The organism is Pseudomonas sp. GL-B-12, assembly GCF_019955895.1.
Classification (GTDB): Bacteria; Pseudomonadota; Gammaproteobacteria; order Pseudomonadales; family Pseudomonadaceae; genus Aquipseudomonas.
In genome coordinates, this window is sequence record NZ_JAHBCX010000042.1 from 32,996 (window position 1) to 52,110 (window position 19,115).

The following is a 19,115-nucleotide window of genomic DNA, read 5'->3' on the forward strand; positions in this document are numbered from 1 at the left end:
GGGCAGATGACGCTCATCAACTGTCCCTGTTTTGCATCAGCGGGTCGCGACGATAAACAGTCGCGGGAATGGCAACAGCACCGAACCATCGGCCAAGGCCGGATACGCCCGCTCGATAGCAGTCTGATATTGCTTCAGATACTGCGCCCGTTCCGCCTCGTCCAGCGGATCGAGAAACGGCCGCAAGCCGCTGCCCTTGAACCACTCCACCACGCCAGACGCACCGCCCGCGAGCGGATGATGGTAAGTGGTGCGCCACACATCGACGCGGGTGCAACAGGCTTTCAATATCGAATAGTAGCCACTGGCATCGGCCATTTCCGTCCGTTGCCCGGCGGCGCCCGCCAGTTTACCGACCCATGGGCCATCAGCGGCGACTTCACGCATCAAGCGGTGCGAGTGTTCATTCAGGTTGTCAGGCATCTGGACGGCCAGGCTGCCACCCGGCGCCAGTTTGCTAATGAGCGCGGGTAGCAACGTGGCGTGATCGGGCAGCCACTGCAACACCGCGTTGGCGAAAATCACATCGAACGGGCCGCTGTCATTCCAAGTGTCGATGTCAGCAACATCGAACTGCACCTGCGGCAAGCGCTTGCGTGCGGCTTCGATCATGTCGGTCGAACTGTCCAGCCCACGCACCGTGGCATCGGTAAAACGCTCTACCAGCAACTCGGTGGAGTTGCCGGGCCCACAACCGATATCGATGGCCGAACGCACGTCCCCGGCGGGGACGGCCGCCAGCAGGTCACGGGCGGGACGGGTGCGTTCATCTTCAAAAGCGACGTACTGTTTGGCGGACCAACTCATTGCGTTCTCCTGTCGGTGCGTTGTCCTCGGGCCGCTACGATACCGCGGCGAGCATCGCTAAAGGTTTCAGAACATCACCTTTTCGGTCACGTCGAGTGCTTGACCTCAATGGCCTGAATCCAACGCATAACCCCAATCCGCCTCTGGATCAATGCTGAAAAGAAAAACGGCGCGTGACTGAAGTCCCGCACCGTTTATGTTCAATCCTTGTGCTCAACTTTTAGCCTGCAACGCCTTGGCCATTTGCAGATGATTTTGCAATTTTGGCAGGGTTTCTTCGGCGAACGCCTTGATTTGCGGCACGTCGGTAGTTTGCGCTTCCTGCTGCAGCTGATCGATGGCCTCCTGGGTGGTCTTCACCTGACTGGCTGTATAGGCCTCGTCATAGGTCGCCCCATCCATGACTTGTGGCATCAGGGCTTTGGCCTTTTCGACAATTTCTTCGCGCGGGGCGACCGGCAAATCCAGTTGCCTGGCGATTTTCGCCAGATGCTGGTTCGCGGTAGTGCGGTCGTTGATGACGATAATGGTGTAGTCCTTGACCTCTTTGGACTCGGATTTCTGATGCGCCAGACGACTGGCTTCGATGTCGGCCATGCCTTTGGCCGAGGCCTCGTCGATGAATTCGGCGGGTGACTGGGCAAAGGCGCTGCTGGTAATCAGGCCCAGTAACGCGGCAAAACTGGCATTACATAATCGGGTGGCCATCCGGTTCATGGTCGCGCCCTCCTTGAAAAGTTCAAACGGGAGCTTTCGCCCCCGCCTCTCAATCAAAACCACCGGCATCCTTTAGCGGGATTTCTGACCGCCCTTGCGGCCCATGTCGGGTTTCGCCGGGTCTTTATCGACGGTCGTGGTGGTGGTTTCCCCACCCTTGCGACCGGATCCAGAGGCCTTCGTTCGATCGTTGGTGAAGTTTCCCGAGTTCGAGTTTCTTGAATTAGGCATGATTCTCTTCCTCTTGGTGATAGTCGCGGCGAGCTGTAGCCCCCATAGAATCTGAAGTTGCGCGTCCCAAAAGGTTTAGAAAATTACGTGGACACCACGACGAACGGTGCCCGGGTTTTCAGACCAGTCGCAGGTGATGTTCGCGTTTGGCGCAGTACATCGCCTCGTCGGCATGCCGGAACAATTGCTTCTCTTCGGTGCCGTGATCGGGGTATCGGGCGACGCCGATACTTGGCTGGATGTTCACGCTGTGCCCGTCCAGGCGCAGGGGCTGGACCAGAACCTGACGGATTTTCTCGACCACGATGTCGGTATCGCCCGCAGCGCGAATGCTGTGCAGCAACACCACAAACTCATCGCCGCCGATGCGGGCCACGGTGTCGGTTTCCCGCACGCAGCCCTTGAGCCGGTTGGCCACCGCTTGCAGCAGCATGTCGCCGACCGCGTGGCCATGGGTGTCGTTGACTTGCTTGAAGCGGTCGAGGTCGACGTACAACAGCGCCATGCGCCCGCGGTCCGCCCGGGCCACTTGCAGTGATGCCTTGAGCCGGTCGCGCAGCAGTTCACGGTTGGGTAACTGGGTCAGCTGGTCGTACTGGGCCATGTATTGCAGGCGGGCATGCAGTTGCTTGCGCTCGATGGCGGTCGCGACTTGGGCGCAGACGTATTGCAGCAGTTCCTTGTCTTGCTCGGTGTAGCGCTCGCCGCCCGGAATGCTTTTGACGATCAACGCGCCGATGGTGCCGTTTTGCGAGTTCAGCGGCACACCCAGCCAACACGGAGCGTTCTGCTCGGTCAACAGCACTTCGAAGCCGGCAGGAGGTGTGCACTGGTCCGGGGTCAACAGGATCGGCTGCCCCGTGCGGATCACCTCGGTGCACAAGCGCCCGGTCATGGTTCCGGGCTGTTCGGGCCGTGGCTCGCGGTCATCGACGTGATAAGGGAAATTCAACTGCGCGCAGTGCTCGTCGTACAGCGCCACGGAAAAATTCAGTGCCGGCAGCCATTCGCCGATGATCATGTGGATGCGTTTGAACAACGCCAGCAGATCCTCTGCCGCATGGGCCGCCTCGGAAATCGCATACAACGCTGCCTGCCGGGATTCGGCCTGCTTGCGTTCGGTGATGTCGCGGGCCACCGCGATGCGCAACTGATCGTCCTCGGACCAACGCGCCGACCAGAGGATGTGCACCACGCGCCCATCCTTGCGCAGGTAGCGGTTTTCGAAGTTGAGCTTGGGTTCGCCGCCCATGATTTCCCGGGCGGCGTCGAGGGTGCGCTGGCGATCGGCCGGGTGCACCATGTCGATCATCGGCTGGCCGATCATCTCATCGGCGCTGTAGCCGAAAATGCGCTCGCACGCCGCACTGACAAAGACGAAGCGCCCCTGTTTATCCACCGCACAAACGGCGTCCAGCAACAGATCGATATAGCTCGCCAGCGGCGCGGAATTTCGGTTTTCCATGGTTCAGCGTGGGTGTCCTGATAATGCAGCGCTTATCAATCATCCCTGCCCTGTTGGCCTTGCATCCTTGTGATCATATTCAAGCCTTGTTCGGCATCAGCCCCGGCAACGCATGGACCAGCGCGTTGATGGCGAAACCGATGAACATCACCCCGCACAACCGGGTGATTGCCAGTTCATGACGCTGGTACAAGCTGCGTACTCGCCGCGCACCGACAACGCCAATGAGAATAGCGTAGGCGAGCAACCCGCCGACGAAACTCAGGGCGATCAGCGCCGGCAGCATTGACCAGTTGAGCAGTTCCGCGCGGCTCGACAACAGCGCCGTGAACGTCGCCACCGCCACCGGATAGGCCTTCGGATTGGTCAGGCCAAACAGAATGCCGTGCCAGAACGGCTGCCGCGCCGGCCCCTGTGGCGCATCAGCGTTGCTGCGCCGGGCGCGCACCGCACGCCAGCCGAGCCAGAACAGGTACAGGCCGCTGAGCACACCGAGCACGTCGAACGCGGTACTGCCGATCTCCCGCGCACCGACAATCGCGATCAGCGCCGTGCTGCACCACACCACATCGCCGAGCAAATGCCCGCACAGAAACCCCGCCCCGGCCCGTCGCCCATGGGCCGCGCCAATGCCGAACACTGCCAGCACACCCGGCCCCGGGGTGATGCCGTAGATAAAACCCGAGGCAAGCACGGCCACTAGCAACGATGGGGTCATTGGGAGTCCTTTTGAACTGCTTGGTGAATGGTCGCCAGTCTATATCAGGTCATTGCCTGTCGACTGATACATCTCGACAGACGAACGGGCGGGCCCCGCCTCACTGATGACGGTGTAGTATGTTGTATTACAAACCACTACATCGAGACCACCATGTCAGTTATGTCCCTGCGCGTACCAGACGAAATCGCCGATACCCTCGCGAGTCTTTCCAAAGCAACGGGCCGCAGCAAATCATTTCTGGCCGTGGATGCGCTGCGTGAATACCTGGCCCGTGAAGCGTGGCAAATCGAGGAAACTCAGAAAGCCTTGAAAGAAGCCGATGAAGGTGACTTCGCGACACAAGAAGAAGTGAACGCAATGGCTGACAAGTGGACGGCGAATGCGCGTTGAGTGGTTGCGTACGGCGTTAAAGAATCTGGATGACGAAGCCGCGTACATCGCCATCGAGAATCCAGAAGTTGCAGCAGATTTTGTCCAGGCAATTCTCGCCAGTGTCGATCACCTTGCCCGATTTCCAGCGACGGGTCGTGAAGGACGCTTACCCGGTACCCGGGAATGGGTCATGCCTGATCGACCCTATTTGATTCCCTACCGGGTACGCCAAGGTCGGCTTCAGGTACTACGAATTTTTCATACGCGTCGCCTGCCACCTTCCAATGGGTGAAGGCCATTTTAGAAAAGCCTCTAGCGTTCGATCCCCTCCCCAATCCTCCGATTCAACCAGTTCAACGCCTGATCCCCACCCCGCCGTTTATGCCACGCCAACACAAAGGTGAACGATGGAATGTGAAACGGCGGTGGCACGACAACCAATGAGGACTCATCGATATCGCGTAAGCCGCGCGACGCAACGGTGAGGATCAGGTCGGAGCCGCTGATGAGCTGCGGGGCGACGCTCCAGTGTGGCAGGCTGATGGCGACACGCCGGCGCTCGCGCAAGGCAGTAAGCGCGCGCTCGATCTCCGGGGTGCCGCTGCCGCGCATTTCCAGCAGGACGTGGGGACGTGCCAAATAAGTGGCCAGGTCGAGGACACCATCGGCGGGCAGGCTGTTGCGGTCCACCAGGCAGGCGTAGTGCTCATCGAACAGCGCTGTGCTGCGCAATTCGTTGGGCATTTCCGGGAATACACCGGCGGCGACGTCAATGTCACCGTTAAGCACTCCTTCGAGCATGCTTTCGCGGCTGCCATGGCTGATTTGCAGGTCGATGCCCGGCGCTTCGCGGCGCAATGTTCGGATCAGTCCCGGCAAGACAATGGCGGCGCCGTAGTCGGACATCGCCAGGCGGAAGGTGCGCTGGGTGGTCGCCGGATCGAAGGCGTTCGGCGCCAGCAACGCTTGCACCTGGGCCAGGGCTTCGGCCAGCGGCGCCACCAGTTCCAGCGCTCGCGGAGTCGGTACAAGGCCGGCACCGGCGCGCACCAGCAGCGGATCGCCGAGCAGGTCACGCAATCGCGCCAGCGCATGACTGACCGCTGGCTGGCTCAAGTGCAGACGCTCGGCCGCCCGGGTCACGTGTTGCTCGCTGAGCAAGGCGTCGAGGATTACCAGCAAATTGAGGTCGATGCGTCGTAGATCATTCATCTGCTGCATGTTCTGGATAACAAAACGGAATTTAAATCTGCGCGACGAATACCCTAGAGTCCAGCAAAACCTGTTGGAGATCGATCATGAGTACGTTGCATTGGGCCGGTCTGATGGGGCTGGCGATGATCGCCGGGGCGGTGGTGCCGTTTCAGAGTGCGATCAACGTTAATCTCGGGCGTGGGTTGGGCCATCCGTTGTGGGCGACGCTAGCCTCGTTGCTGGTGAGCGTTATCGTGCTGTTGCCGATTATCGTTGCGATGCGTTTGCCGTTGCCGTCACTGGCATTCATCAGCAAGGCGCCGCTTTGGATGTGGGCCGGTGGCGCTTTTGGGGTGTGCTTTATTTCCTTGGCATTGGTGTTGCTGCCCAAGCTGGGTGCCGCAGGGTTCATGGCATTGGCGCTGGCGGGGCAAGTGGTGGCGTCGTTGTTGCTGGATCACTACGGCTGGTTTGGGTTGGTGGAGCGGCAGGTCACCTTGCCGAAGGTGTTTGGGGTGGTGCTGTTGATGGCCGGGGTGGTGTTGATTCAGTTTAGTGACGCTGCGGAAAAAGCGATGACAGCGACTTCTTGAAGATCAAAAGATCGCAGCCTCCGGCAGCTCCTACGGGGATGCGTGGTCCGAGCAGGAGTAGCCAAAGGCTGCGATCTTTTAAAACTTATCGAGTGTGCGCAACTTCTGCGGCAACCCCCACAGCAACAGCGCCACCGCAATCAGCGCACAGACACCAATGACATACAACGCCGGCGTGGTGCTGCCGGTCAGGTCCTTGATCCGGCCGACCATCACCGGGCTGACGATGCCGCCGAACTGGCCCAGGGTGTTGATCACCGCGATCCCGCCAGCAGCGCCCGCACCGGCACCGGCCAGCAGTTTCGGCGGCAAGGTCCAGAAGCTCGGGATGGAGGCGATGATCCCGGCACCGAGCAGGCCCAACGCGACAATCAGGGAGGTCGTGTGGTTGGCGAAGATCCCCGCGCAGAAGAACCCGACCGCACCGACCGCCACCAGACCGGCGACAAACTTGCGTCGCTCGCCAGAAGCATCGGACAGGCGTCCGATCACCACCATGCTGATGGCACCGCATATGTACGGGATGGCTGTCAGCAAGCCGATCATCACCGGACTTTCAGTACCGGCGCTGCGGATCAGTTGCGGCGCCCAGAAATTCAAGCCGTAGGACGCCACCTGAATCAGGAAATAGATCAGCCCCAAGGTCAGGAAACCCGGAATCCGCAGCGCGGCGAGCAGCGAACCACCGCTCTTGTGCGGCTCATGCTGGGCGATGCGGCTGGCCAGCAGGGTCTTCTCCGATGGCGTCAGCCAATGGGCGTCTTCGATGCGGTCCTTGAGCAGGGTCAGCACCAGCAAACCGAGGCCGATGCACGGCACACCACCGAGCAGGAACAGCCAGTGCCAGCCACGCATCTGCAACACACCGTCGAGGTGTTGCAGCACCAGGCCTGAGAACGGCGCGCCCACCAGGCCGGCGAACGCCGACGACAGGAACAGCATCGAGGTGATGCGCCCGCGATAGTGCTGCGGGAACCACAGGGTCAGGTAATACAGCACGCCTGGGGCAAAACCCGCCTCCATCGCACCGATCACGAAGCGCAGCACGTAGAACTGCCATTCGCTGTTGACGAACACCATTGCCGCCGTGGCCAGGCCCCAGGACATCATGATCCGGGCGATCCAGCGCCGGGCGCCGACCTTGTACAGCATCATGTTGCTCGGCACTTCGAAAATCACATAGCCGACCACGAACAACCCGGCACCCAGGCCATAAGCGGTGTCGCTCAGGCTCAGGTCGGTCTGCAGCTGAAACTTGGCGAAGCTGATGTTGATGCGGTCGAAAAAGGCGAACAGGTAGCAGACCATGATCAGTGGCATCAGGCGCCAGGCGACTTTGCTGACCAGGGCTTTTTCGGTGTCGTGGCTAACGGCCGGGCTCGCGCCCGCCTCCAGTGCATTAAGGCTCATTGCGTTTCTCCAGGCGGACTTCCCGTGGGTGTCCGATTGTTTTTGTTGTCTGGTTGAGTAGCTCAGCGGAAGTGCTTTTACTGTGGGAGCGGGCTTGCTCGCGAAAGCGGTCTGACATTCAGCAGTGATGTCGACTGACACTCCGTCTTCGCGAGCAAGCCCGCTCCCACAGGGTTTTCGGTTGGGTCAGGAAGGCACGGGGTGCAAATCACAATTGCGCCCGGCCTTGGCCAGCTGTCCGGGCACTTCATGACTGAGCAGCGCCGGCAGTCCTCGGGACAGCTTCAGCAGCAGCGGCAGATCGATACCGGTATGAATGCCGACTTCATCGCACAGGTTCACCAGATCCTCGGTGCAGATATTTCCCGACGCCCCCGGCGCAAACGGACAGCCGCCGAGGCCACCGAGGGCCGCGTCGAAGCGTCGGGCACCGGCCTCGTAGGCGGCCAGTACGTTGCACAGGCCAAGGCCGCGGGTGTTGTGAAAGTGCAGGGTCAGGTCCGCCGGGGGCACCCGCTGCAGCACCCGGCGCACCAGTCGGTCGACCTGACGCGGGTTGGCCATGCCCGTTGTGTCGGCCAGGGTAATGCCCTGGATGCCGAGCTCCTGATAGGCCTCGACGATTTGCACTACGCGGTCCTCATCGATCTTGCCTTCGAAGGGGCAGCCGAAGGTGGTGGCGATGCTGCCGTTGAGTCGCACGGGACTGTCGCCGACGAACTGCACAGTCTCGCCGAACGCGGCCAACGAATCTTCACAACCCATGCGCATGTTCGCCAGGTTGTGGGTCTGGCTGGCGGACATCACCAGGTTCAGCTCATCGGCACTGCACGCCAGCGCCCGTTGCGCGCCTTTTAGGTTGGGGATCAACGCGACGTAGATCACCCCCGGTTGCCGGGTGATGCCCTTGAACACCAGTTCGCCATCGCGCAGTGCCGGGATAGCCTTGGGCGACACGAACGAACCGGCCTCGATACGGCTGAACCCGGCCTGCGACAGTTGGTCGATCAGGGCGATCTTGTCAGCGGTTTCAACCCAGGTCGGCTCGATTTGCAAACCGTCGCGCGGGGACACTTCCTGCACGATCAGGCTATCGGAATAATCGGTGATCATTGCACCACTCCTTCGACTTTCAGGCGTTCGATGTCCATCGCGGTAAGGCCCAATTGCGCGAGGATGCCGTCGGTATGCTGGCCCAGACCGGGGCCGGACCAGTTCACGCCGCCGGGCGTCTCGGAGAGTTTCGGCACGATGCCCGGCATCTTCACCGTGGCACCACCGGGCAGTTCGGCATTGAGCAGCATGTCCCGCGCCTGATAGTGCGGATCGGCGACGATGTCGGCCACCGAGTAGATGCGCCCGGCCGGGACTTCGGCGGCTTCCAGGGCGGCCAGTACCTCATCGATCGGCAGGCTGCTGGTCCAGTGGGTGATGGCGGCGTCGAGCAGACTGCTTTTGGCTGCACGCCCGTCGTTGTGGGCGAATTCCGGCGCCTCGGCCAGATCCACGCGGCCGATGGTTTGCATCAGGCGCTTGTAGATCGGATCGCTGTTGCCGGCAATCACCACGTAGGCACCGTCGGCCGTCAAGTAGGTATTGGACGGCGCGATCCCCGGCAAAGCACCACCGCTGCGTTCACGCACATGGCCAAGCATGTCGTATTCCGGCACCAGGCTTTCCATGACGTTGAACACGCTTTCGGCCAGGGACACATCAACGATTTGCCCGCCGCCCTGCCCGGTCTTGACCCGCAACAATGACATCAGCGCACCGATCACCGCGTGCAGCGACGCCAGGGAATCGCCAAGGCTCACGCCGACCCGAGCCGGCGGCGAACCGGGCGTGCCGGTGGTGTAGCGAATCCCGCCCATGGCCTCGCCGATGGCACCGAAACCCGGACGATCACGGTACGGGCCGGTCTGGCCGTAACCGGAAATCCGCACCAGCGTCAGGTTGGGGTTGAGCGCATGCAACACGTCCCAACCGAGGCCGAGTTTTTCCAGGGCGCCGGGACGCAGGTTCTCGATCAGTACGTCGGCGCCGGTCGCCAGTTGCTTGACCAGCTCGATGCCTTCGGGGGACTTGAGGTTCAACGCCAGGGACTTCTTGTTGCGCGATTGCAGGTACCACCACAGCGAGGTGCCTTCGTGCAGCTTGCGCCATTTGCGCAGGGGATCGCCCTGGCCCAGGGCTTCGATCTTGATCACCTCGGCGCCAAACTCGGCCAGCATGCGCGCCGCAAACGGCGCGGCGATCAGCGTGCCGATCTCGATCACTTTGATCGCACTCAAGGGGGCAGTCATCGCGGGGTACCTCTTGTTCTTGGAATATGCGCCAAGGCTAGAGGACAGGGGGCTCGTGAATCCAACCTTCAGTTGGCAACGAGCGTTCGCGAAATGCGAACGCTCTGGGGGATTGTCGCGGCCTCAGGGCCGCCTTCGTCGGATCGCCGCCCGGAGCAAGCCCGCTCCCACAGGGATCTTCAGCGCTACACAGATCCAGTGTGGGAGCGGGCTTGCTCGCGAAGGGGCCGGCCCATTCAGCAGAGAATTCTCAGGTCGCCCCGCGTAAATGCTCAAACAACATCCGGCTCACCGGTGACAGCAACGCCTCATCGCGCACCACCAGAATCAACGCCCGGTCGGACCATTCATCCGTCAATGGCACCGCGTGCAAACCCAGTGCCCGACCAAACAATTCAAAGGCGCGTTGCGGAAGGATGCCGATACCCATGTTGGCCTGGACCATCCGGCACATCGCATCAAACCCCGGCACATGAATGCGCAAACGCAAAACCTTACCAGCCTGGCGCGCCGCCGCGTGGGTACGCATGTTGATCGAACTGGCAGCATGCAAGCCAACATAATCACTGTCCAGCGTGTCGGCAAACGCCACGCTCGACCGGCTCGCCAATGGATGGTGCGGCGGCATCAACACCACCAGTTTGTCCTGGCGATACAGCACGCTGTGCAGGCCTTTGATGTCACTGTCGATGGAACAGATCCCGAGGTCGGCCACCCCGTCGAGCACGCCCTGAATCACCCCGGCGCTTGGGCGTTCTTCGAGGTCGGTCTTGACCTGTGGGTGACGCTCGGAAAAATCCCGCAGGTCCTCGGGCAAAAACTGAATGATCGCCGACAGGTTGGCGAGCATCCGCACATAGCCGCGCACACCGTGGCTGTGCTCGCCCAGTTCAAGCCCCATTTTCTCGACGTTGAACAACATCTGCCGGGCATGGTGCAACAGGGTTTCACCGGCCGGCGTCAGGGACATGCCCTTGGCTTGGCGCACGAACAGGCTGATGCCCAGCGCCTCCTCCAGCTCCATCAAACGCTTGCTCGCCGCCGAGACTGCAATCGCTTCGCGCGAGGCGGCACGGGTCAGCGTGCCCTCCTCATGCACGGCGACGAACAGTTGCAGAGTGATCAGGTCGAGACGGCGGATCAGGCTTTTTTGCAGCATCGGTTACTCGGCGAAGTCGGCTCAGGCGAATTCGCAGCATAGCGTTCTTCGCCCGCGTCGTGCCGTGGTCCGGTCACCGGTCGTGATAAAGTCGCCGCCCACAGACCTTTTGCCGTGAGACGAAGACCGCAATGACCGATTTCCAGGATGTCGATGCTCAACTTGAAGACTGGAACGCCTTGCGCAGCACCACTTCGTTCAGTGGTTTGCTGGTGGGCAACGGTGCCAGTCGCGCGGTGTGGGACGATTTCGGCTACGAGTCGCTGTTCGACAACGCCCGCACCGTTGAAGAAAAACCCCTGAGCCCGTCCGAGCTGAGTGTGTTCGATGCGATGCAGACCCGCAGTTTCGAGCAGGTACTGAGCGCGTTGAAGACCACCAGCCGGGTCAACAAGGCCCTGGCCGTCAGTTCCGCCGCCCCACGCAATCGCTACTACGCGATCAAGGAAGCGCTGATCAACACCGTGCATGCGGTGCATATCCCGTGGCGGCTGGTGGTGCCTTCGACGCTGGCAACCATCAATCAGGAACTGGCCAGCTATCGCACGGTGTTCACCACCAATTACGACTTGCTCAACTACTGGGCGGTGCAACACCAGCCTGAGGCGATCACCGATCTGTTCCAGGGCGCCGAACCCGGTTTCGACCTGAGCGACACGGCCACCGATAAAACCCGTTTGCTGTACCTGCACGGCGGTCTGCATCTGGTGCGCAATCAGGACGGTACGGCGCGCAAACTGATGTCGACCGAGGGCACGTTGCTGGGCAGTTTCGCCATCAACAACACGATCAAGACCCTCGACGACGTGCCGCTGTTCGTCAATGAAGGGCCTAGTGCGGACAAGCTCAAGACCATTCGCAGTTCGGACTATCTGTCGTTCTGCTACGAGCAATTACTCGGTCACGGCCAGGCGCTGTGCATCTTCGGCCATGCGCTGGGGGAGCAGGACAGCCACATCATCCATGCCTTGCGCCTAGCGAATCCACAGGTGGTGGCGATCTCGATTTACCCGCGCAGCAAGGCCTTCATCCAGCACCAGAAGCGGCATTACGCGAAAGTGTTTGAGGGGACGGGGGTTGAGTTGCGGTTTTTTGACTCCAAGAGCCATGCGCTGGGTGGCCCGAAGCTGGCAGTTCCGGTCGAGGTTTAGCGGCGACGCGGCTGCCGTCATCGCGAGCAGGCTCGCTCCTACATTGGATGCATTACCCCTGTGGGAGCTCGCTCCCACAGGGATTTGTGTCGGATTTGAAAGCTGTACTCAAAGCACCGGCAACGTCTTGTCCTTGACCACCTTGGACGAGCCGTTGGCCTTCACGCTGGCAATGCCTTTTTCCATGGCCGCCGGCGAGGAGTAGGCCTCGCTGCTGCCGATGATCTCGTGATTGCCTGCCTTTAGATTGAAATAAGGATGGCCATCCTTGGTGGTTTTCTTCTCGTAACGCTCATCCAGCGGGCTGTTGGCCTGGACCGAGGCGATGCCTTTGTCGGCGGCGGCGTGGGTGGTGTACAGCTCGCTGGTCAGAATGGTCTCGGCGTTGGCCGCCTTGAGGACAAACCTGAACTGGCCATTGCTGCTTTTGCTCACTTCATACCATCCGGACATGCTCTTTCTCCTTGGCGATTGAGAGGTTGCGCGCTTCACAGTAAAGACCAAGCCGGGATTTCTGTCGCCTGAACGGCCCCCTTCGCGGGCAAGCCCGCTCCCACAGGTTCAGCGTGATCCCTGCTCGCGATGGTGTCGACACTATCTTCCTTACTTCGCCGCAGCCCGCACCACCGACAACTCCGGCGCCGACGTCCGCCGCTGGCTCAGATACCGCGTACAACTCACCCGCAAGAACGAAGCGAAATTGACCACCACGCCGCGATAGTCCATCACCTCTTCATACAGCTTGGTGATCAACTGATTGGTGGTCATGCCATCGACCTCGGCGATTTCGCTGAGGATGTCCCAAAACTGATTCTCCAGCCGCAGGGTGGTGACCACCCCGCAGATGCGCAGCGAGCGGGAGCGCGATTCATAGAGAATCGGGTCGGCTTTGACGTACAGCTCGCACATGGACATGGCCCTCGTTACAGCGTGATTTTGGTACCCAGCAACCCCAGGAAACCGGCCAGCCAGTTCGGGTGCGCAGGCCAGGCCGGAGCCGTGGCCAGATTGCCCTGGACATGGCCGTCCGTCACCGCAATATCGATATACGTACCGCCCGCCAGTCGCACTTCCGGGGCGCAGGCCGGATAAGCGCTGCATTCGCGACCTTCGAGAACACCCGCTGCCGCCAGCAACTGCGCGCCATGGCACACGGCAGCGATCGGCTTGCCAGCCTTGTCGAATGCGCGCACCAGTTCCAGGACTTTTTCGTTCAGGCGCAGGTACTCCGGCGCACGGCCGCCCGGAATCAGCACTGCGTCATAATCGGCGGCGTTGACCTTGGCAAAGTCAAAGTTGAGGGCAAACAGGTGACCGGGTTTTTCGCTGTAGGTCTGGTCGCCTTCAAAGTCATGGATCGCCGTGCGCACGGTCTGGCCGGCAGCCTTGTCCGGGCAAACGGCGTGCACCGTGTGGCCGACCATCAGCAACGCCTGGAACGGCACCATCACTTCATAGTCTTCGACGTAATCACCGACCAGCATCAGAATTTTTTTCGCAGCCATGGGGAGGACTCCTCTGGAAGTGGGCTTGCAGGAGTATTCAAGGTAGTCCTTATCCGGCGGGTCGGGTAACAACCGGCTACTACCTTGTGGCGAGGGGGCTTGTCGGAATGCCCCCTCGCCACAAAGGTGTACCCAAAACTGTACGGATATTTCTGTAGCCAGCTGTAAGCGCCAAAGCGCGGGGTTTATGGCTAGATAACACCACCTCCCACCCTCCACGATTCTGGTTGCCAACATGTCCTCGCGCGAAAACACCGGCATGGCCCTGGGCCTGCTCGGCGTTGTGATCTTCAGCCTCACCCTGCCCTTCACGCGGATCGTCGTGCAGGAACTGCACCCGCTGCTCAACGGCCTGGGTCGGGCACTGTTTGCGGCGGTTCCGGCGGCGTTGCTGTTGCTGTGGCACCGGGAAAAATGGCCGACCTGGAAACAGGTCAAAGGCCTGACGCTGGTGATGGCCGGGGTGATCCTCGGTTTCCCGGTATTGTCGGCCTGGGCCATGCAAACTTTGCCGGCGTCCCACGGCGCGCTGGTCAATGGTTTGCAGCCGCTGTGCGTGGCGCTGTACGCCGCGTGGTTGTCCCATGAGCGACCTTCGAAAGCCTTCTGGGCCTGCGCCGCATTGGGCAGCGCGTTGGTGCTCGGTTATGCACTGATCAGCGGTGCCGGCAGTATTCAGGCCGGTGACTTGCTGATGCTTGGCGCCATTGCAGTGGGCGGATTGGGCTACGCCGAGGGAGGCCGGCTGGCGAGGGAGATGGGCGGCTGGCAGGTGATCTGCTGGGCGCTGGTGCTGTCGACGCCGCTGCTGATCGGCCCGGTGGTGTATCTGGCGCTGCAGCATCAGAGCGAGATTTCCGCCAAGACCTGGTGGGCCTTCGGTTATGTCTCGCTGTTTTCGCAGTTCATCGGCTTCTTTGCCTGGTACGCCGGGCTGGCCATGGGCGGCATTGCCCGGGTCAGTCAGATCCAGTTGCTGCAGATCTTCTTCACCATCGCCTTCTCGGCGCTGTTCTTCGGTGAACATGTGGAGCCGATTACCTGGCTGTTCGCTGGTGGGGTGATCGTGACGGTGATGCTGGGACGCAAGACCACAATCAAACCCCATGTGGGAGCGGGCTTGCTCGCGAATGCGGCTCCACATTCAACACCAATATCGACTGACCCAACGCCCTCGCGAGCAAGTCGGATCGCCGCACCGCCGCTCCCACAGGATCAGAGGTAACCGTCAGCGCGCAGCAACGTTTCCAGGCAATGTTCGCTAATGTGATAGAAGTCTTTCAGCTCTTGAATCTTCGCCAGCAACTGGGCCGGGTCCACCGGTTCGGCGCGTTTGACCGCCAGGATCATCTTGTTCTTGTTGGTGTGATCCAGTGAGATGAACTCGAACACCTTGGTCTCATAACCACAGGCCTCAAGGAACAACGCGCGCAAACTGTCGGTGACCATCTCGGCCTGCTGGCCCAGGTGCAAGCCGTATTGCAGCATCGGCTTGAGCAGCGTCGGGCTCTGGATTTGCAGGCGGATCTGTTTGTGGCAGCACGGCGAGCACATGATGATCGAGGCGCCGGAACGGATGCCGGTGTGGATCGCATAGTCAGTGGCGATATCGCATGCATGCAGGGCGATCATCACGTCCAGCTCGCTCGGCGCCACGCTGCGCACGTCACCGCACTTGAACACCAGGCCGGGGTGTTCAAGCTTGGCAGCCGCGGTGTTGCACAGGGTGACCATGTCTTCACGCAGCTCGACGCCGGTCACCTCGCCTTCGGCCTTCAAGGTGTTGCGCAGGTAATCGTGGATGGCGAAGGTCAGGTAGCCCTTGCCCGAACCGAAGTCCGCCACCCGCACCGGCTTGTCCAGCGCCAGGGGTGACGACGTCAGCGCATGGCTGAACACTTCGATGAACTTGTTGATCTGCTTCCACTTGCGCGACATCGCCGGGATCAGTTCATGCTGCTTGTTGGTCACACCCAGGTCGGCGAGAAACGGCCGGCTCAGGTCAAGAAAACGGTTTTTCTCACGGTTGTGCTCGGCCGATGGCACTTCACGCAATTGCTGAGGTTTACTCTTGAACAGCGATGACTTGCCCTTTTTGCTGTATTCGAGCTGGGCTTCGTCGGTCAACGACAACAAATGCGCATTTTTGAACGACGCCGGCAGCAACTCGGCAATACTTGCCACGCCATCGGCCAGCGGCAGGTTCTTGGTGATATCGCGGGTCTTGTAGCGGTAGACAAAAGACAGGCAAGGCTGCGCCTTGACCGTCACCGGCTTGATGATGATCCGCTGCAGGTCCGTTTCATCGCCCACGTACTTGGCCAGCACCAGTTTGATGAACGCATTGTGCTCGAGGCTGGTTTGCAGCAGGTCGATGAACTGAGCGTGATGATCCGGCGCGAGGCTGGCGGGAGTGGCGGTGACGGACATGGAAAAACGGCCTCAGGCGATGCAAATCGGAGAATGTCGGTATTTTAAGGGGGACGAGGGCTTTGGGCACGGGGTTATTTTGCGACAGGTCCCAGTCACGCAGCCCAGGACCTCAATACAACCATTGAAACCTCAGGGTTCCACCAGGCGAAGCCTGCGGTTATTCGGTGAGTTAATAATGTGTTTGACGATCAACCCCACTGGCACTGCCCAGGTCAGTCCGCTGGCAGGGTCGGTCACCACGGCGACCGTTTCGGAACTGGCATCGATGTCCAGGCGCCGACGGTCGTTGCACGACTTGAGTACGCCATAGGCACGGCTAACCAGCCTTTCCGCCAAGTGCATCGGTACATCCATACCCTGCAGATTCTTCACCGCGCGACAAAACAGGACTTGATCATCGATCCCCCCTTCACTTTCATGACGCCCCAAAAACGCCTGGGCTATCGCCAATAGCTCCTCATTCAGCTCTGCATTTTCATCGCTGACCTTCATGCTCACGTCTCCTGAGGCACTTCTGTCGTGGCAGGACTGACTGCCACGGGCCGGGCGGCACGGCGCAAATCGGGCCCGGCGCAAGGCAGGCGTACGGCCGGATTGGGCATGCCACTGGGCGAAAGTTCATGGGTCATTTCAAATTCGGCACGTACAGACCAACCGCAAGCTTCCGACGTGCATTGCAGATACGCCACCCGCAGGAAAATATGTCGGCCTTCGCTGGTGCGGATGCGCATCCTGCTCAAGCAGTGCGGGCACACCATTTTATAAGTGCTCATGCTTGATTCCCGACGGTCATTTGGTGGCAATCAACCTGATCAAACGCAATACTGCTTGAGACGTTCATCGTGGCGCTCCGGACTTGCGAATAGTGTCTGCCAGACATAAGGAAGTGCATCGGGCAGACGCGTAATGGGTTCGAGCCATGCTCGTAGGAAATCACCTTGATACCATTAGGAAGTTTCGACATCGTATTCTTCTGACTCATCTTTGATGATTGATTACTTATTATGAAAAAAAGTACTCATTACGCATAAATTAGGCACTCAAAAAGCATATGTCAAAAGGAAGAGGCTCAAATTGCGTAGCAAAAAATCACAAGCTGTTTTGGCTCGACTAAAGCAGATTACTGGCACAAAAACCGATGCTTCTTTATCTTCCGCGCTACAGATCAGCCCGCAGACACTTAGTAGCTGGAGAGGCCGCGACAGCACGCCATACTCATTATGCGTAGATATCGCACAAGCGCGGGGAGTCTCCCTTGACTGGTTGCTGCTGGGTGAAGGGCCGATCCTGAGACAAAAAGTTACTGACTCTTCGGAGGCTGATCAGGAAAGCACAACACGGGAAAACACCATTCTCGCGCTCTGGCGGTTGCTCGACGAAGATGATCGCTGCGCCATACAAAACGCACTCGAGGAAAAGCAACGACTGCGTGACATGGAACTCAGACTTTCCGAAATGGCCTCTATTCTCGCAACACTTAAATCCTCGACTGAAACTTGAAGACATATGTCATCAGAAGTTTCATTGCTTCAAGACGTGCCACGGGCAACAGATAGAAATGCGCTGATAACACGCCAGCCGGAACACACGTATCAAGTAAACCACGTCCGTCACCCACACCAAGGCAAGCCTTCCACAGACCATCATTTTCGCCCTCTCAGGTGTCGAATGATTTCGCCGATACCGGCGCTATCGATCCATTGCATAAGCTTGATGCTGATAGGAATAACGACCAGTGCGCAAAGAAAGGCTGTCACGCCTCCTGTCAGAAAAGGCGCCAGCGGATGTGCGACAGGCGTAAAGAGGTAACCGACACCTGCAGACAGCAACCAGGAACCAATGCGCTGCCAGGCCTTGAAGTCAGTGCGAGTGGTCGTGACCAGCCACGCTCCGAGCATTGCACCGAACAGTGCCTCGCCATCAACGACTGGCAGCGTTGCAATCCCCATTCCCAACATGAGCCCACTGATACCGTTGTAGGTCGAATCAGTCAGGCTCATGTGCACCTCGCGCAACGACCGAGTCCACGATGATCGCTCCCGACTCGATGGCCTTTAGCAAGGCGGAACTGCGCGAACTGACTGCGAATTTTCGGCGAATATTGGCGAAGTGAAAATTGACGGTAGATTCCGTGCAATTCTCGATCCTGGCGATCTCCCAGGAAGTCTTGCCCTTGAAACACCACATCAGGACTTGTGTTTCTTTTGCCGTCAGCTTCGCCGTTGGCGTACGTCCCTCTCCGCCAGGAGCTACTCGTGCCAAAGAGTCATTCGATTGTTGGGTTGTCATAAGAATCCCTCTTCGCGGGAACACCCGTCGCTGGGCGTCCACTGTTAGAGAGAAATACTGATGGCAAGGCCGAACCCGGACAATTAACGGGAGTTGTAGCGACGGGCGCTACACAACGTCATGACATGACTTAGCCGAGTACCACCAACCGGTTCGGCAACTCATTGCGCACATGGGTCACTGGCACATGCACCTTGAGCAACTCGCCACAGGCTTCGACGCAGCTGACAAACCCTTGCAGCGTCTGCCCCTGCTTCACCTGCTGGGTAAACGTGGCGACGATCGCGTCCCAGTTCTTGTTGTCCAGCCGGCTGGAAATCCCTTCATCCACCAGGATCTCCACATAACGCTCGGCTTCGGAAACGAAAATCAGCACGCCGGTGCTGCCCTCGGTGTGGTGCAGGTTCTGCTCCAGGAACTGCCGGCGCGCCAGGTTCGAGGCACGCCAGTGGCGCACCGAGCGCGGTATCAGATGGGTGGTGACTTTCGGCAGGCGGAACACCAGGCACAGCACGATGAAGATGGCCCATTGCACCAGCAGCAGGCTGTGCAGGGTCAGCCAACCGGTGAAGTAATGCACGATGCCCGGTACCAGCAGCGCCAGCAGACTGGCCCACAGCAACGGGATGTACGCATAGTCGTCGGCGCGGGCAGCGAGTACGGTCACCAGTTCTGCGTCGGTCTCGCGCTCGACCCGGGCAATGGCCTCGGCCACTTTGCGTTGTTCGTGTTCAGTCAGTAATGCCATGTCGTGAAGTGCCTGCT

At 59.9% G+C, this 19,115-nt stretch carries 25 protein-coding genes; 6 read left to right on the forward strand and 19 right to left on the reverse strand.

Translation table 11 applies throughout. The annotated features are described in order from the left end of the window. Positions 1-36: 36 nt before the first annotated feature. From tam to KGA85_RS22000, 5 genes are all read right to left on the reverse strand, one after another. A complete protein-coding gene (gene tam / locus KGA85_RS21980) occupies positions 37-807 on the reverse strand; it encodes a trans-aconitate 2-methyltransferase (protein ID WP_223458317.1) in 771 nt (256 codons plus the stop codon). Positions 808-1,020: 213 nt separating this feature from the next. Next, on the reverse strand, positions 1,021-1,524 hold the full coding sequence (locus KGA85_RS21985; RefSeq protein ID WP_223458319.1) for a DUF4142 domain-containing protein: 504 nt from the start codon (positions 1,522-1,524) through the stop codon (positions 1,021-1,023). A 72-nt stretch (positions 1,525-1,596) separates the two neighbouring features. Continuing rightward, complete coding sequence (locus KGA85_RS21990; RefSeq protein WP_223543364.1) at positions 1,597-1,755, reverse strand: general stress protein; 159 nt, start codon at positions 1,753-1,755, stop codon at positions 1,597-1,599. A gap of 118 nt (positions 1,756-1,873) precedes the next feature. After that, complete coding sequence (locus KGA85_RS21995; RefSeq protein ID WP_223458322.1) at positions 1,874-3,220, reverse strand: GGDEF domain-containing protein; 1,347 nt, start codon at positions 3,218-3,220, stop codon at positions 1,874-1,876. A gap of 79 nt (positions 3,221-3,299) precedes the next feature. After that, complete coding sequence (locus KGA85_RS22000; RefSeq protein ID WP_223537371.1) at positions 3,300-3,938, reverse strand: LysE family translocator; 639 nt, start codon at positions 3,936-3,938, stop codon at positions 3,300-3,302. Between the two features lie 153 nt (positions 3,939-4,091). On the opposite strand from KGA85_RS22000, the gene KGA85_RS22005 reads away from it, so the two are divergent. Both KGA85_RS22005 and KGA85_RS22010 read left to right on the forward strand, forming a co-directional pair. Further along, complete coding sequence (locus KGA85_RS22005) at positions 4,092-4,331, forward strand: CopG family ribbon-helix-helix protein (RefSeq protein ID WP_223458326.1); 240 nt, start codon at positions 4,092-4,094, stop codon at positions 4,329-4,331. After that, complete coding sequence (locus KGA85_RS22010) at positions 4,321-4,605, forward strand: type II toxin-antitoxin system RelE/ParE family toxin (protein ID WP_223458328.1); 285 nt, start codon at positions 4,321-4,323, stop codon at positions 4,603-4,605. The genes KGA85_RS22005 and KGA85_RS22010 overlap by 11 nt, the downstream gene beginning before the upstream one ends. 20 nt (positions 4,606-4,625) lie before the next feature. Here KGA85_RS22010 and KGA85_RS22015 read toward each other — a convergent pair whose 3' ends face one another. Beyond that, positions 4,626-5,534 (reverse strand): LysR family transcriptional regulator, encoded by a 909-nt coding sequence (locus KGA85_RS22015; protein ID WP_223458330.1) that lies wholly within the window; start codon positions 5,532-5,534, stop codon positions 4,626-4,628. Between the two features lie 77 nt (positions 5,535-5,611). On the opposite strand from KGA85_RS22015, the gene KGA85_RS22020 reads away from it, so the two are divergent. Next, positions 5,612-6,100 carry a DMT family transporter gene (locus KGA85_RS22020; RefSeq protein WP_223458332.1) on the forward strand — a complete coding sequence of 163 codons (489 nt, stop codon included), beginning with the start codon at positions 5,612-5,614 and terminating at the stop codon, positions 6,098-6,100. A gap of 78 nt (positions 6,101-6,178) precedes the next feature. Here KGA85_RS22020 and KGA85_RS22025 read toward each other — a convergent pair whose 3' ends face one another. From KGA85_RS22025 to KGA85_RS22040, 4 genes are all read right to left on the reverse strand, one after another. Then, a complete protein-coding gene (locus KGA85_RS22025) occupies positions 6,179-7,510 on the reverse strand; it encodes an MFS transporter (RefSeq protein ID WP_223458334.1) in 1,332 nt (443 codons plus the stop codon). A 186-nt stretch (positions 7,511-7,696) separates the two neighbouring features. After that, positions 7,697-8,623 carry a hydroxymethylglutaryl-CoA lyase gene (locus KGA85_RS22030; RefSeq protein ID WP_223537368.1) on the reverse strand — a complete coding sequence of 309 codons (927 nt, stop codon included), beginning with the start codon at positions 8,621-8,623 and terminating at the stop codon, positions 7,697-7,699. Further along, complete coding sequence (locus KGA85_RS22035; RefSeq protein ID WP_223458339.1) at positions 8,620-9,813, reverse strand: CaiB/BaiF CoA transferase family protein; 1,194 nt, start codon at positions 9,811-9,813, stop codon at positions 8,620-8,622. The genes KGA85_RS22030 and KGA85_RS22035 overlap by 4 nt, the downstream gene beginning before the upstream one ends. A 250-nt stretch (positions 9,814-10,063) precedes the next feature. Next, positions 10,064-10,972 carry a LysR family transcriptional regulator gene (locus KGA85_RS22040; RefSeq protein WP_223458340.1) on the reverse strand — a complete coding sequence of 303 codons (909 nt, stop codon included), beginning with the start codon at positions 10,970-10,972 and terminating at the stop codon, positions 10,064-10,066. Between the two features lie 131 nt (positions 10,973-11,103). On the opposite strand from KGA85_RS22040, the gene KGA85_RS22045 reads away from it, so the two are divergent. Continuing rightward, positions 11,104-12,123: a DUF4917 family protein gene (locus tag KGA85_RS22045; RefSeq protein WP_223543365.1), complete on the forward strand. Its 1,020-nt coding sequence runs from the start codon at positions 11,104-11,106 to the stop codon at positions 12,121-12,123. A gap of 108 nt (positions 12,124-12,231) precedes the next feature. Here the strand turns inward: KGA85_RS22045 and KGA85_RS22050 are convergent, their stop codons facing one another. The 3 genes from KGA85_RS22050 to KGA85_RS22060 all read right to left on the reverse strand — a co-directional run bounded on the left by KGA85_RS22050 (position 12,232) and on the right by KGA85_RS22060 (position 13,628). Next, entirely contained in the window at positions 12,232-12,576 is a 345-nt protein-coding gene (locus tag KGA85_RS22050) for a YegP family protein (RefSeq protein ID WP_223458344.1), read from the reverse strand. Positions 12,577-12,726: 150 nt separating this feature from the next. After that, positions 12,727-13,032, reverse strand: a complete 306-nt coding sequence (locus KGA85_RS22055; RefSeq protein ID WP_223458355.1) for a ribbon-helix-helix domain-containing protein — start codon at positions 13,030-13,032, stop codon at positions 12,727-12,729. A 14-nt stretch (positions 13,033-13,046) separates the two neighbouring features. After that, positions 13,047-13,628 (reverse strand): DJ-1/PfpI family protein, encoded by a 582-nt coding sequence (locus tag KGA85_RS22060; protein ID WP_223446078.1) that lies wholly within the window; start codon positions 13,626-13,628, stop codon positions 13,047-13,049. 235 nt (positions 13,629-13,863) lie between these two features. Here KGA85_RS22060 and KGA85_RS22065 point away from each other — a divergent pair, with 235 nt between their 5' ends. Further along, positions 13,864-14,853 carry a DMT family transporter gene (locus tag KGA85_RS22065; protein ID WP_223543366.1) on the forward strand — a complete coding sequence of 330 codons (990 nt, stop codon included), beginning with the start codon at positions 13,864-13,866 and terminating at the stop codon, positions 14,851-14,853. On the opposite strand, the gene KGA85_RS22070 is transcribed toward KGA85_RS22065, so the two are convergent. From KGA85_RS22070 to KGA85_RS22080, 3 genes are all read right to left on the reverse strand, one after another. Continuing rightward, entirely contained in the window at positions 14,844-16,058 is a 1,215-nt protein-coding gene (locus tag KGA85_RS22070) for a class I SAM-dependent methyltransferase (protein ID WP_223543367.1), read from the reverse strand. The two genes, KGA85_RS22065 and KGA85_RS22070, sit on opposite strands and share 10 nt — an antisense overlap. A 132-nt stretch (positions 16,059-16,190) precedes the next feature. Continuing rightward, positions 16,191-16,553 (reverse strand): hypothetical protein, encoded by a 363-nt coding sequence (locus tag KGA85_RS22075; protein ID WP_223458349.1) that lies wholly within the window; start codon positions 16,551-16,553, stop codon positions 16,191-16,193. A 2-nt stretch (positions 16,554-16,555) separates the two neighbouring features. Next, entirely contained in the window at positions 16,556-16,834 is a 279-nt protein-coding gene (locus KGA85_RS22080) for an ogr/Delta-like zinc finger family protein (protein ID WP_150727575.1), read from the reverse strand. 301 nt (positions 16,835-17,135) lie between these two features. Here KGA85_RS22080 and KGA85_RS22085 point away from each other — a divergent pair, with 301 nt between their 5' ends. Then, on the forward strand, positions 17,136-17,561 hold the full coding sequence (locus tag KGA85_RS22085) for a helix-turn-helix domain-containing protein (RefSeq protein ID WP_223458351.1): 426 nt from the start codon (positions 17,136-17,138) through the stop codon (positions 17,559-17,561). Between the two features lie 143 nt (positions 17,562-17,704). Here the strand turns inward: KGA85_RS22085 and KGA85_RS22090 are convergent, their stop codons facing one another. The 3 genes from KGA85_RS22090 to KGA85_RS22100 all read right to left on the reverse strand — a co-directional run bounded on the left by KGA85_RS22090 (position 17,705) and on the right by KGA85_RS22100 (position 19,098). Next, positions 17,705-18,061, reverse strand: coding sequence for a putative holin (locus tag KGA85_RS22090; protein ID WP_150727576.1), 357 nt, complete (start codon positions 18,059-18,061; stop codon positions 17,705-17,707). Beyond that, positions 18,048-18,350, reverse strand: a complete 303-nt coding sequence (locus KGA85_RS22095; protein WP_223458353.1) for a helix-turn-helix transcriptional regulator — start codon at positions 18,348-18,350, stop codon at positions 18,048-18,050. Before KGA85_RS22095 ends, KGA85_RS22090 begins: the two co-directional genes overlap by 14 nt. Positions 18,351-18,480: 130 nt before the next feature. After that, complete coding sequence (locus tag KGA85_RS22100; protein WP_150727578.1) at positions 18,481-19,098, reverse strand: TPM domain-containing protein; 618 nt, start codon at positions 19,096-19,098, stop codon at positions 18,481-18,483. Between the last annotated feature and the right edge of the window lie 17 nt (positions 19,099-19,115).